This is a genomic window from Bradyrhizobium sp. WYCCWR15520 (assembly GCF_056174665.1).
Genome location: NZ_JBWBWM010000015.1, coordinates 115,293 through 129,700, shown reverse-complemented (window position 1 = coordinate 129,700; position 14,408 = coordinate 115,293). Strand labels below are relative to the sequence as shown.

General features: G+C 63.2%; 13 protein-coding genes. 5 read left to right on the top strand and 8 right to left on the bottom strand.

Annotated features, from left to right (window positions below):
- The first annotated feature begins 101 nt into the window (after positions 1-101).
- Positions 102-941, top strand: a complete 840-nt coding sequence (locus tag AC0QUY_RS18925) for an amidohydrolase family protein (RefSeq protein WP_475387919.1) — start codon at positions 102-104, stop codon at positions 939-941.
- Here the strand turns inward: AC0QUY_RS18925 and AC0QUY_RS18920 are convergent.
- The 5 genes from AC0QUY_RS18920 to AC0QUY_RS18900 form a co-directional block, all read right to left on the bottom strand.
- Positions 938-1,960, bottom strand: a complete 1,023-nt coding sequence (locus AC0QUY_RS18920; protein ID WP_475387918.1) for an ABC transporter ATP-binding protein — start codon at positions 1,958-1,960, stop codon at positions 938-940. The genes AC0QUY_RS18925 and AC0QUY_RS18920 overlap by 4 nt on opposite strands.
- A complete protein-coding gene (locus tag AC0QUY_RS18915; protein WP_475387917.1) occupies positions 1,953-2,933 on the bottom strand; it encodes an ABC transporter ATP-binding protein in 981 nt (326 codons plus the stop codon). Before AC0QUY_RS18915 ends, AC0QUY_RS18920 begins: the two co-directional genes overlap by 8 nt.
- Positions 2,930-3,751, bottom strand: coding sequence for an ABC transporter permease (locus AC0QUY_RS18910; protein WP_475387916.1), 822 nt, complete (start codon positions 3,749-3,751; stop codon positions 2,930-2,932). Before AC0QUY_RS18910 ends, AC0QUY_RS18915 begins: the two co-directional genes overlap by 4 nt.
- Before the next feature lie 67 nt (positions 3,752-3,818).
- Positions 3,819-4,754, bottom strand: a complete 936-nt coding sequence (locus AC0QUY_RS18905; RefSeq protein ID WP_475387915.1) for an ABC transporter permease — start codon at positions 4,752-4,754, stop codon at positions 3,819-3,821.
- Between the two features lie 60 nt (positions 4,755-4,814).
- Complete coding sequence (locus AC0QUY_RS18900) at positions 4,815-6,410, bottom strand: ABC transporter substrate-binding protein (RefSeq protein ID WP_475387914.1); 1,596 nt, start codon at positions 6,408-6,410, stop codon at positions 4,815-4,817.
- A 614-nt stretch (positions 6,411-7,024) separates the two neighbouring features.
- On the opposite strand from AC0QUY_RS18900, the gene AC0QUY_RS18895 reads away from it, so the two are divergent.
- The 4 genes from AC0QUY_RS18895 (at position 7,025) to AC0QUY_RS18880 (ending at position 11,147) form a co-directional block, all read left to right on the top strand.
- On the top strand, positions 7,025-8,764 hold the full coding sequence (locus tag AC0QUY_RS18895) for an outer membrane protein assembly factor BamB family protein (RefSeq protein WP_475387913.1): 1,740 nt from the start codon (positions 7,025-7,027) through the stop codon (positions 8,762-8,764).
- A gap of 106 nt (positions 8,765-8,870) precedes the next feature.
- Positions 8,871-9,230, top strand: a complete 360-nt coding sequence (locus tag AC0QUY_RS18890; protein WP_475387912.1) for a c-type cytochrome — start codon at positions 8,871-8,873, stop codon at positions 9,228-9,230.
- Positions 9,223-10,041, top strand: coding sequence for a substrate-binding periplasmic protein (locus AC0QUY_RS18885; protein ID WP_475387911.1), 819 nt, complete (start codon positions 9,223-9,225; stop codon positions 10,039-10,041). Before AC0QUY_RS18890 ends, AC0QUY_RS18885 begins: the two co-directional genes overlap by 8 nt.
- Positions 10,042-10,148: 107 nt before the next feature.
- Positions 10,149-11,147 (top strand): aldo/keto reductase, encoded by a 999-nt coding sequence (locus tag AC0QUY_RS18880; protein WP_475387910.1) that lies wholly within the window; start codon positions 10,149-10,151, stop codon positions 11,145-11,147.
- A gap of 86 nt (positions 11,148-11,233) precedes the next feature.
- Here AC0QUY_RS18880 and AC0QUY_RS18875 read toward each other — a convergent pair whose 3' ends face one another.
- From AC0QUY_RS18875 to AC0QUY_RS18865, 3 genes are read right to left on the bottom strand one after another with little or no spacing between them, the layout of a single operon-like run.
- On the bottom strand, positions 11,234-12,076 hold the full coding sequence (locus AC0QUY_RS18875; RefSeq protein ID WP_475387909.1) for an SMP-30/gluconolactonase/LRE family protein: 843 nt from the start codon (positions 12,074-12,076) through the stop codon (positions 11,234-11,236).
- A gap of 3 nt (positions 12,077-12,079) precedes the next feature.
- On the bottom strand, positions 12,080-13,048 hold the full coding sequence (locus AC0QUY_RS18870; RefSeq protein ID WP_475387908.1) for a quinone oxidoreductase family protein: 969 nt from the start codon (positions 13,046-13,048) through the stop codon (positions 12,080-12,082).
- A 33-nt stretch (positions 13,049-13,081) separates the two neighbouring features.
- The gene (locus AC0QUY_RS18865) at positions 13,082-14,077 is read right to left on the bottom strand and encodes an NAD(P)H-dependent flavin oxidoreductase (RefSeq protein ID WP_475387907.1); all 996 of its coding nucleotides are present in this window, start codon (positions 14,075-14,077) and stop codon (positions 13,082-13,084) included.
- Positions 14,078-14,408: the final 331 nt, after the last annotated feature.

Sequence of the window (14,408 nt, the reverse complement as noted above, 5' to 3'; positions counted from 1 at the left end):
CGCCTGCGCGCCGCCCGGCGCATTGCTGTGCCGCGTCCCTGGCATCTGGACATGGGCAGGCCGCATTGTCCAAGATCGCCGGCTAAACAGCGGAGGCGCCGATGCCGATCATCGATTCACAGGTTCATGCCTATGAGGCGAACAGTCCGAAGCGGCCCTGGCACACCGTGCCGAACTGGCCCGATCACGTCACGGGGGACGAGATGGTGGCGGCGATGGACAAGGTTGGCGTCGACGGCGCGATCTTCATCTCGGCGTTTTCGTTGTACCGCTACGACGCCAGCTATGCCGTGGAAGTGCAGCGGGCGCATCCGGGCCGGCTCGCCATCGTCAAGCCGGTCGATCCTGATGATGCTGGCGTGGCCGAAATCGTCGCCGAATGGAAGAAGACGCCGGGCGCGGTCGGAATCCGCATCATGCTGAGGAAGGAGGCGGCGCGCGCGCCTGATGATCCCGGCCTCGACCGGATCGCGCGCGCGGCGGTTCGCCATGATTTTCCGGTCAACCTGCTGTGCTGGGACAATCTGGACGCGGGCAGGGTGCTGATCGATCGCCATCCAGACACGCGCTTCATCATCGACCATCTCGGCATCCTGCAGCCACGCGTGCCGCCGGCGCCGCCTGAGCCGTGGGCCGACCTTCCGAAGGTGCTGGACCTCGCCAGGCGGCCGAACGCCGTGATCAAGGTCAGCGGTGCCTGCACGCTGTCGCGCGAGCCGTATCCTTATCCCGATATCTGGGACCCGCTGGCCCGCGTGTTCGATGCCTGGGGTTTCGATCGCTGCCTGTGGGGCACGGACTGGACGCGCGCGTTCGCCGTCGTCAATTACGAGCAGGCCGTCGAGCCCTTCCTCAAGACGAGCCGCTTGAGCGACACCGAGCGGGCGATGCTGATGGGCGGCGCCTGCGCCAAGGCCTATGGCTGGTCGCCGAAGGGTTAGTGTGAGGCCAACGCCGTCTGACCGGCAATCTCGTCGGCTCGCCAGCAGCGGACCGAGTGCCCGTCAGGCCGCGTTTCAAGCGGCGGCACAGGCTCACGATGACACACCGCTTCCGCGTAACGACAGCGCGGACTGAACGCACATCCCTCTGGCGGACTTAGCGGATTGGGAAGCTCGCCCTTTGTCGTCGCGAGCGGTGCATGGCGTAGCGGATCGGGAATGGCGGCGATAAGGGTTCGCGTATACGGGTGCGCCGGCCGTTCGAAGATTTCGCGCCAGTCGCCTGTTTCGACAATGCGGCCGAGATACATCACGGCGACCCTGTCGCTCATGTGCTCGACAACGCCGAGGTCGTGGCTGATCATGATGTAGGAGAGGCCGAGAGTATCCTTCAATTCCAGCAGAAGATTGATGATCTGGGCACGGATAGAGACATCCAGCGCCGATACAGGTTCGTCGCAGATGACAATTTTGGGATTGAGGATCAGCGCGCGAGCGATGCCGATGCGCTGACGCTGGCCGCCCGAGAATTCATGCGGGTAGCGGCCAGCTTGTTCGGGCCGGAGGCCCACGTGCCTGAGCATCGTCGCGACGCGTTCCTCGATCTCGCTTTTGGCCGTCACACCATGCAGGCGCAGCGGGGCTTCAAGCGTGCGACGAACGGTCTGGCGTGGATTGAGGGAGGCGTAGGGATCCTGAAACACGATTTGCACGATGCGGGCCAACGCTTTTCGATCGCCCGATTGCCGGCCCGTCACGACCTGCCCGTCCAGCACGATGCGGCCTCGCGTCGGCATCTGCAGGCCAAGTATCGAAAGCGCGACAGTGGATTTGCCACAACCGGATTCGCCAACGAGACCAAGGCATTCACCGCGCTTCAGTTCGAGATCGATGCCGTCGACCGCACGCAACAGCCGCCGACCGCCGCCCAGCAAGCCGCCACCAACCGGAAAATGGACCGCGAGATCCTCCACGCTGAGGATGACATCGTCACCAAATCTTCCCGCAGGCTCATGCATGGTGATGGCACCTGACGAATCCGCCTGCACCGAGCAACGTCGTCTCCGGCGCGGTGGTCCGGCAAATGTCGGTCGCCCGCGTGCAACGCGGATTGAACCGGCAGCCGCTCGGGAAATCCGCGATTGCCGGCACGACGCCCGCGATCTCCCTGAGCCGCGTTCGGCCCAGTGCTGCGCGACTCCCCAACCGGGGCAGCGAGTCGACCAGGCCCTGCGTATAGGGATGCGCGCATGCGCGGAAGATATCGGCCGAGCCGCGCTCCTCGACAATGCGACCGGCGTACATGACAGCGACGCGGCGGCAGACATTGGCAACCAGGCCCAGATCGTGGCTGATCATCAAAATAGCCGTACCTCTTTCGGCGCATAAATTCCGCATCAGCTCGATGATCTCCGCCTGCACCGTCACGTCGAGCGCGGTTGTCGGCTCATCGGCGATCAGAAGATCAGGCCCACATGCGAGTGCGATGGCGATCATCACGCGTTGACGCATGCCGCCCGAAAGCTGGTGCGGGTAATCGTGCACCCGCCGCTCGGGTGCAGGGACGCGGACGCTCGCGAGCGCCTCGACGGCGAGTTGGTTTGCTTCCCGCCAGCTCTTGCCCTTGTGCAGCACGAACATTTCGGCGATCTGCCGGCCGACGGGCGAGACCGGATTAAGCGCCGTCATCGGCTCCTGGAAGATCATGGCGATGCGATGGCCGCGCAGCGCGCGTTGCTCGGCCGCCGGTAGTCCCTGGATCTCCCGGCCCTCAAATCGTATGGCGCCGGCGCCGATCGAAAGCGGCTGGCGCAACAGGCCGATCAGCGCGAGCGCCGTGATACTCTTGCCGCTGCCGGATTCGCCGACAAGGCCGAATGTCTCGCCACGATCGATGCGGAACGAAACATCCTCGACCGCCGCAACATGGCTCGATCCGACATCGAGATCGATGCGCAGATCTTCGATTTCGATCAGGGGAGGGCCCGTCATGTGCGCCGGCTCCGCGACTGTGGATCGAGAATGTCACGCAAGCCATCGCCGAGCAGATTGAGGCCGAGCACCGTCAGGAATATCGCGAGGCCCGGGAAAATCGAGAGCCACGGCGCCGTTGTGATCTGGTCGCGGGCTTCTGACAGCATGCTGCCCCAGCTTGGATAGGGCGGGCGGATTCCGAGGCCGAGGAACGAAAGCGAGGCTTCGGCCAATACCGCGCCGCCCATGCCCAGCGTGCCGATCACAATGATGGGTCCGAGCATGTTCGGCAGCAGCTGTGTGATCATGATGCGCAAATCGCCGTAGCCGAGCACCCTTGCGGCCTGCACATAGCCCTGGCTCTTGAGCGATAGCGTCGAGGCACGTGCGATCCGGCAGGTAAAGGACCAGTTGGTCAGCCCGAGCGCGATCAGCAGGCTGGTCAGGCCGGGTCCAAGCACCGCCATGATGGCAAGCGCGAAGATCAGCGAGGGGATCGCGAGCATGAGGTTGGTCAGCCCGTTGACGAAGTCGTCCCACCAGCCGCCCCAATAGCCCGCGGTCAGGCCCAGCGTCACGCCGATGACGCTGTTGACCAACTGCGAGACGATGCCGACCGTCAGCGAGATGCGCGCGCCGTGCACGACGCGGGAGTAAATGTCGCGGCCCTGCGCATCGGTGCCGAACCACCAGACCCAGCTCGGCGGCTCTTCTGCATTCATGAGATTGGCATCCATGACAGGATCCGTATGCGCCAGCCAGGGCGCGAACAGGCCGACGAAGATTGCAAGCGCGAACAACGCCCCGCCGATGATGAGACTGGCTCCGAGCTTCATCGCGGTCGCCCGGCCGCGGCAGGCGGTTCAGTCAATCGCGCACAGGCATGATAGAGCCGGCCGGCACTCATGCGTATCTGATCCTGGGATCGATCACGCCATAGAGCACGTCAATCAACATATTGGTCGCGAGAAAGAACAGCACCACAACGAAAATAGAGCCTTGGACGGCAGGAATGTCGCGCTGCAGCACACTGTCGACGAGCAGCGAACCGATGCCCGGCCAGGAGAACAATTTCTCGACCACGACCGCCTGGCCCATCAACGCGCCGAATTGCAGGCCGATCGTCGTGAGAATGATGACGAGAGCATTGCGCATCACATGCCACTTCACGACCCGGGTCTCGCTCATGCCCTTCGAGCGCGCCGTCCGAACGAAATCGGCGGTCATGATCTCGAGAACCGCGGCGCGCGTCGTCCGTGCCAGCAGCGCCATAGGCGAGACGCCGAGTGTCACCGCAGGCAGGATCAGATATTTGAGCCCCCCATCGCCATAGCCAAAACTCGGCAGCCAGCCGAGTTTCAACGCGAACAGGTACATCAGCAGCAGCCCCAGCCAGAACTTGGCCATCGAAAGGCCCGACACCGCCAAGACCATCGAGATCGTGTCGACGATGCTGCCCGGTTTTAGCGCTGCGATGAAGCCGAGCGGTACGCCGATCACAATCGCAAACGTCATGGCGGCGAATATCAATTGCAGCGTCGGCCCCATCCGCTTGGCGAGCATGGTCGTGACCGGCTCGCGCGTCCGGAACGACGTCCCCAAATCCCCCGTCGCGAGCTTGGCAATGTAGGCGCCGAAGCGGACGTAGACGGGATCGTCGAGTCCGAGCTGCTTTTTCATGCGCTCCACGACCTGCGGGTCGGTCGGACCCCGGCCGTCATCGTTCATGCTCGATACGATGCTGCCCGGAACGACGCTGAACAGCACAAAGATCACCAGCACCACAGCCAGCACGGTCGGAACGGTTTGCAGGATTCGACGGATCAGGAAGGCGAGCATTGGAACTGTTCCTCCCTCCCGCCATCGTTTTTTGCGATGGAGGGAGGGTGAGCGCGCGCGTCACTTCGCGGGCGAGGTTTCATCGACCCAGAGGTCTTCGACGTTTTGATGGGTCAGTTCCGTCGCATTCAACTGAACACCCTTGAGCCAGGGCTGCACCGCCATGACCGCCTTGTTGTAGTTGAAGAACCAGACCGGCGCTTCGTCATAGAGCAGGGCATTGGCTTTTTGCAGCAGCTGGACGCGCTTGGCGGAATCGTCGGTCTGCCCGGCCTCATCGATCATCTTGTCGAAGTCCGCGTTCTTGAAGGCCGTGTAGTTGCAGGCCGATTGCGGTGTCGATGAATGGAAGCATTTCAGCGCCGCCTGGGGATCCGGACCTGTCGCCATGGAATAGACATAGGCCTGGAAGTCGCCCTTCTTAATTGCCTCCGCCAGCACCGCGGTCTCGACCTGCTTGACCTTCACCTTGATGCCCACCCGGTCCAGCATCGGGATAATGGCCTCGACGATCGGCAGACCCCAGCTTTCATTCTGACTGGTCGTCCATTCGAATTCAAAGCCTGTGGGATAGCCGGCGTCCGCAAGCAACTGCTTCGCTTTCGCGGGATCGAAGGCGTAGGGCTTCATGGCCTTGTCGTAGAGCGGCGAGGTCGGGGTCAGAGGCAGCCAGCTCGTGGCGCGATAGGCCTTGTTCTTGACCAGCTTGCTGATGATCAGGTCGGTATCGATCGCGTGGTTGATCGCCTGCCGGACTCGCTTGTCGGCGAACGGCTTGAATGCCGGGTTCATCCCCATGTGACGCGTGAAGACCTCGGCGACTTCAGCGATAGTACCCTTGAGGTTGGGGTCGGCCTGATAGGCGACATACTGCGCCGGCCCGAGCACCGAAGTGTCGATTTCCTTGTTGCGGAAGGCGACATCGCGCGCCGCGGCTTCGCCCATGATCGAGACGATGAGCTTGTCGGCATACGGCTTGCCTGGCTTGTAGAACCGGTCCCATCGCTCGAGGACGACGCGCGATCCCGGCACGTGCTCGACAAACTTGAATGGCCCAAGGCCGATCGGTTTCTGGATGAAGCCTTCCTTGGTACCCTCATCAGCGGGATAGACCGAGGTCAGCGCGGTGAAGAAATAGAAACCTGGATCGACTTTCTCGGTCAGCTTCATTTCGAGCGTGAAGTCGTCGATCTTCTTTAAGCCCGAGATTTCCTTGGCTTGCCCCTTCTCGACCTCGGCCGCGCCCTCGATCACGCGGACAAAACGCGCGCCGGGATAGGCCTTGGTGCCGTCCATGATGCGATTGAAGCTCCAGATGACGTCGTCAGCCGTCATCCTGCGACCGTGGTGGAAATAAGCGTCGTCGCGCAGCTTGAAGGTATGAACAAGACCTCCACCGGAGACCATGACCTCCTTGGCAAGCTCCGGAACCGGTTTGCCCTCCGCGGAGTCCCAAATGTAGAGCGACCGATGCAGACCTTTGGCGACTATCTCGTCCTGGGCCCGCTGTGTCGTATGAATGTCCATGCTGGTGAAACTCGAGCCATAGGGCGCCGTCATGCGAATGGTTCCGCCCTTGCGCGGTGTCTGGGCTTCCGCCGTGGCGGAGAGCGCCAGTCCCAAACCAGCCACGATCGCAATCTTCTTGAACATCATTGTTCTCCCCCGCAGTGCACGAGTATTCCGATCAGCGAGTTGACCACTCGCAGCATGTCGAGCGCAAGATCCTCGTTTCGCGTCGATGGCGATCGGACCAATACTTGTGCAGCGTCAAGGCGAGGCCTGGACGACCATGGAAAGGTAGACCGTGGTGCTGGTCCGAGGTGTCGTGGGCAGCCTCGCTACGGCGGACCAGACGCCAGCCCGCCCCGCGCCGTAGCCGGAGCAGCTCAAGGTTGCCGCAACCGACGGGCGCTCCACAAAAAAACAACAATCCGGTCAACTAATAGCGGTTGCATCGAGGGACATGTCATGGTGCACCGCACCGACATCGCCAGAGGCAGCATGGGGCAGGCCGGCCCACGCAACGGTCGCATGTGCCGCCGTGCACTGAATAGTGCACTCCCCGAAAACAAATCCTTCGCCCGAACCGCTGCCCGCTTCTCACCCAGGCGACAAGAAGTGCTGCCGTCTCCTCACGACGGTCGTTCCGCCCGTCCACGCCATCTAGCTCTAACTCCTGACCCTATGAGGCTTTGACAACAGAGTATCCCTTGCAAGGGTCGCGAGAAAATTCGGCCCAACAAACAAACTACAAAGGGAGGACGCAGATGATTTTCCATGAACGATATGTCGTCGGCTGTGCCGCGCTGGCGGCGGCTGCCCTGGTCGCGGCCTCGCCAACGCGCGCTCAAGTGCCGACGCAGCCGCAAGAGGCGGCCCTGAATGCCGAGGCGGCCCAGAACGACTGGCCGACCTATCACGGCACCTACAAGTCCTACCATTACAGCGGCCTCGACCAGATCAATACCGGCAACGTCAAGAATCTCGAAGTCGCCTGGATGCATTTTCCCGAGCGTGCCACCCGCGGCATTCAGTCAACGCCGCTGGCCCTTGACGGCGTGCTGTACTATTCGGGCTCATACAGCCGCGTCTATGCGCTGGACGGCGCGACCGGCAGGACAATCTGGGCCTATGCGCCGGAACTCGACGAGGACCTGGTCTCCAAGCAGACGCACTCGCCGTACAACCGCGGCATCGCCATCGGGCACGGCAATCTCTACGTCGGTACGGTCGATGGGCGGCTGATCGCGCTCGATCTGAAGACCGGCAAGCCGGTGTGGGATACGAAGCTGCTGGATTCCAAGAAGATGACCGTCGGCTTCACCGGCGCGCCGCTGGTGGTCAAGGACAAGGTGATCATCGGCGCCCAGGGCGGCGAATGGCCCCATCGCGGACCGATCTTCGGCGTCGAAGGCAAGACCGGAGCGAAGAAATGGGAGTTCTTCACGGTGGCCGGGACCGAAGAGGCCATGAAGACCTGGGGCGGTGACTCCTGGCGGACCGGCGGCGGCGGCGGCTGGATGCCCGGAACCTATGACCCGGAAACCAATTCGGTGTGGTGGGGCACCGCCAACCCGGCGCCGCTCTATGACTGGGCGGGCGCGGACTGGAAGAAGAGCGGACCGCGGCCGGGAGAGAATCTCTATACGACGTCGGTCATCGCGCTCGATCCCGATACTGGAAAGCTCAAATTCTACCACCAGGAGCTGCCGCACGATGCCTGGGACTTCGACTCTTCCGTCGGCGAGTTCGTCATGATCGACCGGGGCGGCAAGAAGCTCGTCGTGCACGCCAACAAGGGCGGACACATCTTCGTCTATGATCGTTCCAACGCCAAGATCGAGAACGTCTGGCAGCTGGTAAAGAACATCAACTTCGTCAAGAGCATCGATCCGAAGACCGGCGAACTGATCGGTCGCCGCGACCTCGCGGAAGGCAAGGCGGACCCGCCATTGTGCCCGGCAGTCATGGGCGGCATCAGCTGGAACTCTGGCGCCTACAGCCCGAAGAACGGGCTCTTCTACCGGATCGGGCAGGAGTGGTGCATGGAGATAACCGTCGAGAAGACTACGCCGATCCTGGAGCCGATGGCCCAGCTCCACATCGGCGCCACGTTCAAGCCTGTGCCGCCTCCAGACGGACCGGCCCGTGGTCATCTTAGCGCCCGCGACCCGGTAACCGGCGAAAAGAAGTGGGAGATCAACTACAAGTACCCGCCGCTCGCCAGCGTTCTCGCCACTGCGGGCAATCTGGTATTCGTGCCCGACGCCGAAGGCATCGTGCACGCCTACAATGCGGACACCGGCGAAGAGCTCTGGTCGCGCAACAACGGCATCGGGCATAATGCCGGCATCATCAGCTACATGGCCGGTGGCAAGCAGTACATCGCCGTACCGGCGGGCTGGGGAACCCTGGTAAGCGACGAATTTGTCGCGCTCTTTGGCGAGCCGTTCAAGAGCATGACGAAGAATACCGGTGCCCTGATTGTCTTCGCGCTCAGACAGTGACGATGGCGTGGGCGGCAGGGATCCATCTTCCTTGCCGCCCTTGCCGGTCAATTGCCGCCCTTGCGGTCAATACGTTGCCGCTCTTGCGGTCAATACGGATACTGGAATGCGAATACCGTTCGTAATTGTTGCTTCCCTGGCCATCGTCTGGCCATGGCTGCCGACCACCTCGTTTGCCCAACAGTCCACCCCAGCGGGCGCTGCAAATCCGCTGCCGCAAGCCGAAGCCTCGCCGGACGACATCGAAGGCGGGAAAATGTTCGCAACCACCTGCGGCTTTTGTCACGTGGATGGCGGCCGCCATGCTGGCAAAGGTCCGAAGCTGTCGAAGTCCGAGCGTAGCGACGAGTACATCATCGAGCGTATCAAGAAGGGTAAGGCGGGCGCCATGCCCGCGTATGGCGGGGTGTTCAGTGACGGCCAGATCATCGCCATCCTGGCCTACATTCGAGGCCTCGATGACTAGAGCACATGGCGATTGCCGGACCGCAGCGTGGAAACTGCAATATAGCCTCATCAGATACGCGGCAAGCCTCTCGTTGCTGATGCTCTCGAGCGCTTCGGCGGATGCCCGCTCGCTGGAAGCCGTCATCGAGCGCGGCGCGTTGACGCTCTGCGCCAGCCCCAACGCGCTGCCGTTTGCAAGCAAGACCGGACCGGTCCAGGGATTCCAAATTGAACTCGGCGAGAAAATTGCCGAGCAACTCGGCGTCAAGCTGACGCGGGAGTGGGTGGTCAGTGCGATCCAGTATCGCCGCGCCGATTGCGACCTCGTGCTCGACGTCATCGCCCGCAAGGATACACCGCCCGCCGGCGGTGTGCAGGTATCGCGCCCCTATCATCGCAGCGGCGTCGTGCTCGCGGTGCGGGGGGATTCGCCGGCGTCGTCGCTGGCAAGTCTCGGTTCCGATCAGCGGGTCGGGGTGCCGGTCGGCTCGCTGGTCTCCATGACGCTCGCCAAGGGCGGCGCCGCCACGTCTCCGTTCGGGTACGAGGACGATATTGTCGCAGCGTTGGCCAATCGCGAGATCGAGGCTGCCGCCGTCACACCGATGACGGTCGGTTGGTTCAACCTGCAGCATGCCGACAAGCCGTTGCGCCTGATTCCGGCGTTCGACAACGATCAGGATTTGAACTGGAATATTGCCGCCGGGCTGCTTCGCCCCGACGACAAGCTGCGAGCGCGTGTCGACGCGGCAATCGACGCCCTGCTGGCTGATGGCACCATCGCGCGGATCTATGCTCGCTACGGCATCGAGCTGCGACCTCCGCAGTAGGACGCGATATCGCCGCGCCGGCTAATCCGCCCCACGATCTGAATATCAGGGTTGAGCAACGGCCGCTCGTCCCTGCATAATCTCCCACTCAGCCGGAGGAAACACCAATGCAAACGCGGGTCTTTGGGCGGACGGGACTGCAGCTCTCGGTGCTGGGTTTTGGCTGCGGCGCGGTGGGTGGATTGATGGTGCGCGGCGATGCGGTCGACCAGGAGCGGACGGTTGCGCGGGCGATCGACGTCGGCGTCAATTACTTCGACACTGCGGTGCAGTATGGCGATGGCGAATCCGAAAAGAACCTTGGCCGCATTTTGCAGAAGCTGAAACCGGCTGATGTGGTCGTCGGCACCAAGGTGCGGCTGTCGCCCGCCGACGTTGGCCGGATTGATGAGGCCGTAAGGACTTCGCTCGAAGGCAGTCTGACACGGCTGCGGCTTGACCGGGTCGACATCTTTCATTTGCACAATCCGATCACCGAGAAAGGCGGCGGGCCGGCGCTGAGCGTCCGGCAGGTGCTCGACGGCGTAGTGTCGGCGTTTGAGCGGCTGCGCGAGCAGGGGAAGATTCGTTTTCTCGGGTTGACGGCTCTCGGCGACACGGCGGCACTGCATCAGGTGATTGATGCCCGCGTCTTCGATAGCGCTCAGGTCGTCTACAACATGCTCAATCCGTCTGCCGCCGACGCATTGCCGCAAAACTATCCGGCGCAGGACTATGGACAATTGTTCGATTCGACCCAGGCGGCCGGCGTTGGTGTCGTGGGCATTCGTGTACTGGCTGGCGGCGCGCTGTCGGGCTCGGCCGAGCGTCACCCGATTGCGGGCGCGGCGCCGGAGCCGATCGGTTCGGCGCTGAGCTACGATGCCGACATCGATCGCGCGCGCCGCCTGATGCCGCTGATCGAGGAGGGGTTTGCGGCCAGCCTGACGGAAGCCGCGACGCGGTTTGCACTGTCGCACCCGGCGATGGGCACGATCCTCGTCGGCATGGCGACGCCACAACAATTCGAAGACGCGCTCGCCGCGACCGAAAAAGGCCCATTGCCGCAGGCGGCGCTCGATCGGCTGTCGGAGTTGAGGCGGGCGTTTGCGGGCGAGTCGCGATGATCGAGCCGATTGAGAATTGATGGGTATCGTTTCGCCCCACCCATCCTACGCGACTAATCTGCCCTGCGGATATTCCGGGAAAGGCGTCAGGGATAACCGGCGCCCGGAACGTCTACATCGACCACGTCGATCCGCGCGGATGATTTGCGTTGCTGCAGTTCTTCGTACGATGTCGCTGCGCTCAGGCAGAACAGCGTTTTTCGCTCAGCGCCGCCGAGCGCGCAGGCAAGCCCCCGGCGGCCGGGGACTTCTATTCGCTGCAATTCGTGCCCCTCGGCGTCGAGGCGAATGAAGGCGTCTTCCTCGAAGGCTGCGACCCACACCGCGCCTTCCTGATCAAGGCAGATGCCATCGGGAGATTTCATGCTGCCGAAGCGCCCACGCAGCTTCAGGCTGCCGTCGGCAGCAATGTCGTAATCGGCGAGACACCCGCCATCCATCTCGGCCACGACGAGCCGGTTGTGATCGGCCGAGACGGCGATGCCGTTGGGAAACCGCAAGCCTTCGGCCACGACGCGGACCGCGCCGTCGGGCGTCACCAGAAGGATGCGGCCGGGAGCGCCGCGATCGGGCGGTGGCGGCAGATCGAAGCCGAGATCGCCGACATAGGCACGGCCGAGCCCATCGACGATCATGTCGTCGATGGTGCCGGTCGCGATTCCCGAGAGATCGGCGTAAAGCGACAGCGCGCCGTCGCGGTGGGCCAAGAGGCGCTTGCGGAACATCGTCAGCACGAGCACCGTGCCGTCCGGCAGCACGCCGAGGCCGCACGGCGTGTCGTCGTCGAGTTTCGCATGCTGCTCGCATTCGCCTGACGGGGAGAGGCTGAGCAGCGTGCGCTCCATGCAGTCGACGAACCAGAGCCGGCCCGCATGCCAGCGCGGCCCTTCATAGTAGCGTCCGCCGTCGAGCACGCAGCGCAGGTTCATCGGCTACAATGTCACCACGATCTTGCCGAGGTGCTTGTTGGCTTCCATGTGCTCGAACGCTTTTCCGATCTCGGCGAACGGATAGACCTTGTCGATCGGCAGTTGCAGCTTGCGCGATTCCACGGCGCCCCAGATGTCTTTCCGGACCTCGTCAAAGATCTCGCGGATTTCCTCGATGGTGCGGGTGCGGAAGGTGACGCCGATATAGTGGATGCGGCGGGCGGCATGGAGGTCGAAATTGAAATCGGCATGGGTGCCGCCGAGCCGGCCGACATTGACGATGCGGCCCTTGACCTTGGTGGCTTTCAGATTCTGGTTCGCGACCGGACCTGAGACCTGATCGACGATCAGATCGACGCCTTCGCCGCCGGTGGCTTGCAACACCTGATCGACCCAGCCGGGATCCTTGGAATCCACCGCGAGGTCGGCGCCGAATTCCTTCAGGCGGCCGCGGCGCATCGCATCCGTCGAGGAGCCGATCACGAGCTTTGCGCCCTTGAACTTCGCGATCTGCATAGCCATCAGCCCGACGCCGGAACTGGCGCCCTGGATCAGCACGCTCTGGCCCGGCTGCAGCGCGCCGTTGGTGACGACGGCGTTGTGCATGGTGGTGATTGCGACGGGGAGGGTGCAGGCCTCCTCGAAGTTCATGTTCGAGGGTGCGCGGAACAGCCGGCGATGGTCGGCCAGCGTATACTCGGCGAACGCGGCCGCGCCCGAGCCCATGATCTTGTCGCCGACCTTGACGCCCTTGGCGTCGGGGCCGAGCTCGGCGACTTCGCCCGCCCATTCCATGCCGAGCACAGTGCCGACGCCGCCGGCAGAGCCATGCGCGTGGCCCTTGGTCATGCCGAGGTCGGCACGGTTGAGGCCACAGGCCTGGACCTTGACCAGGACCTGCGTGCCCTTCGGCGACGGTTTTGCGACGTCGGTGATTTCGGCGCCGTTGGCGCCATATACATAGGCTTTCATGGGCTCTTCTCTGTTATTGAGCGAACAAACTGCCTATTCGGCGGCCTGGCGCTGCGCCCCCGACAACATGCCTTCGAACCGGCTGCGGATGATGGCTTCCGCATCGCGCATGATGCGCGACACCAGTTCAGCGCAGGTCGGAATGTCGTGGATCAGGCCCTGGACCTGGCCGGCCGACCAGATGCCTTCATCCGCATCGCCGGTCGCGTAGACCATCTTGCCGCGGGCGCCGGCGACGAGCTCGCGGACGTCCTCGAATTTGGCGCCTTCCTTCTCCATCGCGACCACCTTGGTCGAGATCGCATTCTTGGCGACGCGCGAGGTGTTGCGCATCGTGCGGAAGATCAGCTCGGTCTCGCGCTCGTCATTGGCGACGATACGCTCCTTCACGAGCTGGTGGATCGGGCTTTCCTTGGTGCACATGAAGCGCGTGCCCATGTTGATGCCCTCGGCGCCGAGCGCCAGCGCGGCGACCAGGCCGCGGCCATCGCCGAAGCCGCCGGAGGCGATCATCGGAATCTTGACCTTGTCGGCGGCGGCCGGGATCAGGATCAGGCCGGGGGTGTCGTCCTCGCCGGGATGGCCGGCGCATTCAAAGCCGTCGATCGAGATCGCATCGACGCCCATCCGCTCCGCCGACAGCGCGTGGCGGACGCTGGTGCATTTGTGGATGACCTTGATGCGGTGCTTCTTGAATTCGGTGACGTGGTCCTGCGGCTTGTTGCCGGCGGTTTCCACGATCTTGATGCCGGCCTCGATGATGGCCTGGCGATACTCGGCATAAGGCGGCGGCTTGATCGCGGGCAGGATGGTGAGGTTGACGCCGAACGGCTTGTCGGTCAGGTCGCGGCAGCGCGCGATTTCGCGGGTGAGATCTTCCGGCGTCGGCTGCGTCAGCGCGGTGATCAGCCCGAGCGCGCCGGCATTGGCGACGGCCGCCACCAGCTCGGCGCGGCCGACCCATTGCATGCCGCCCTGGACGATCGGGTGTTCGACGCCGACGAGCTCGGTGAATCGCGTCTTGATCATGTCTGCCCTCTGTTTCCTCGCCGCGGGAATCCGCGTGTCATTTGTGAGATTTCGAGCGTCAGGATGCCGCCACCCCCTGCAAAAGTCTACGGGGGGCGGGCGTTGGTCAGGGCAACGCCAGCATGCAAAAGCGGAGACTTGTTTCCGCAGGGCGAAACATTCCGGATGGAGACCGGTATTTCCGCGGAAATGTCAGTATTCACGCAAGGTACATCCCCACCCGAACGGGTGTAACCGATATCGTGGCTATCGCCCGAACGTTTGCAGTCCGAATTGACGACTCGGCTTTTAGCCTGCCGAGGTGACATTCTCTCTTGAGTGCAGGAGGCGT

What these genes read in the sequence shown, in the direction of transcription:
- AC0QUY_RS18890 (WP_475387912.1), top strand. Translation starts at nt 8,871, where the DNA reads ATGCGAATACCGTTCGTAATTGTTGCTTCCCTGGCCATCGTCTGGCCA.
- AC0QUY_RS18870 (WP_475387908.1), bottom strand. Translation starts at nt 13,048, where the DNA reads ATGAAAGCCTATGTATATGGCGCCAACGGCGCCGAAATCACCGACGTC.
- AC0QUY_RS18915 (WP_475387917.1), bottom strand. Translation starts at nt 2,933, where the DNA reads ATGACGGGCCCTCCCCTGATCGAAATCGAAGATCTGCGCATCGATCTC.
- AC0QUY_RS18925 (WP_475387919.1), top strand. Translation starts at nt 102, where the DNA reads ATGCCGATCATCGATTCACAGGTTCATGCCTATGAGGCGAACAGTCCG.
- AC0QUY_RS18895 (WP_475387913.1), top strand. Translation starts at nt 7,025, where the DNA reads ATGATTTTCCATGAACGATATGTCGTCGGCTGTGCCGCGCTGGCGGCG.
- AC0QUY_RS18880 (WP_475387910.1), top strand. Translation starts at nt 10,149, where the DNA reads ATGCAAACGCGGGTCTTTGGGCGGACGGGACTGCAGCTCTCGGTGCTG.
- AC0QUY_RS18905 (WP_475387915.1), bottom strand. Translation starts at nt 4,754, where the DNA reads ATGCTCGCCTTCCTGATCCGTCGAATCCTGCAAACCGTTCCGACCGTG.
- AC0QUY_RS18920 (WP_475387918.1), bottom strand. Translation starts at nt 1,960, where the DNA reads ATGCATGAGCCTGCGGGAAGATTTGGTGACGATGTCATCCTCAGCGTG.
- AC0QUY_RS18900 (WP_475387914.1), bottom strand. Translation starts at nt 6,410, where the DNA reads ATGATGTTCAAGAAGATTGCGATCGTGGCTGGTTTGGGACTGGCGCTC.
- AC0QUY_RS18865 (WP_475387907.1), bottom strand. Translation starts at nt 14,077, where the DNA reads ATGATCAAGACGCGATTCACCGAGCTCGTCGGCGTCGAACACCCGATC.
- AC0QUY_RS18875 (WP_475387909.1), bottom strand. Translation starts at nt 12,076, where the DNA reads ATGAACCTGCGCTGCGTGCTCGACGGCGGACGCTACTATGAAGGGCCG.
- AC0QUY_RS18910 (WP_475387916.1), bottom strand. Translation starts at nt 3,751, where the DNA reads ATGAAGCTCGGAGCCAGTCTCATCATCGGCGGGGCGTTGTTCGCGCTT.
- AC0QUY_RS18885 (WP_475387911.1), top strand. Translation starts at nt 9,223, where the DNA reads ATGACTAGAGCACATGGCGATTGCCGGACCGCAGCGTGGAAACTGCAA.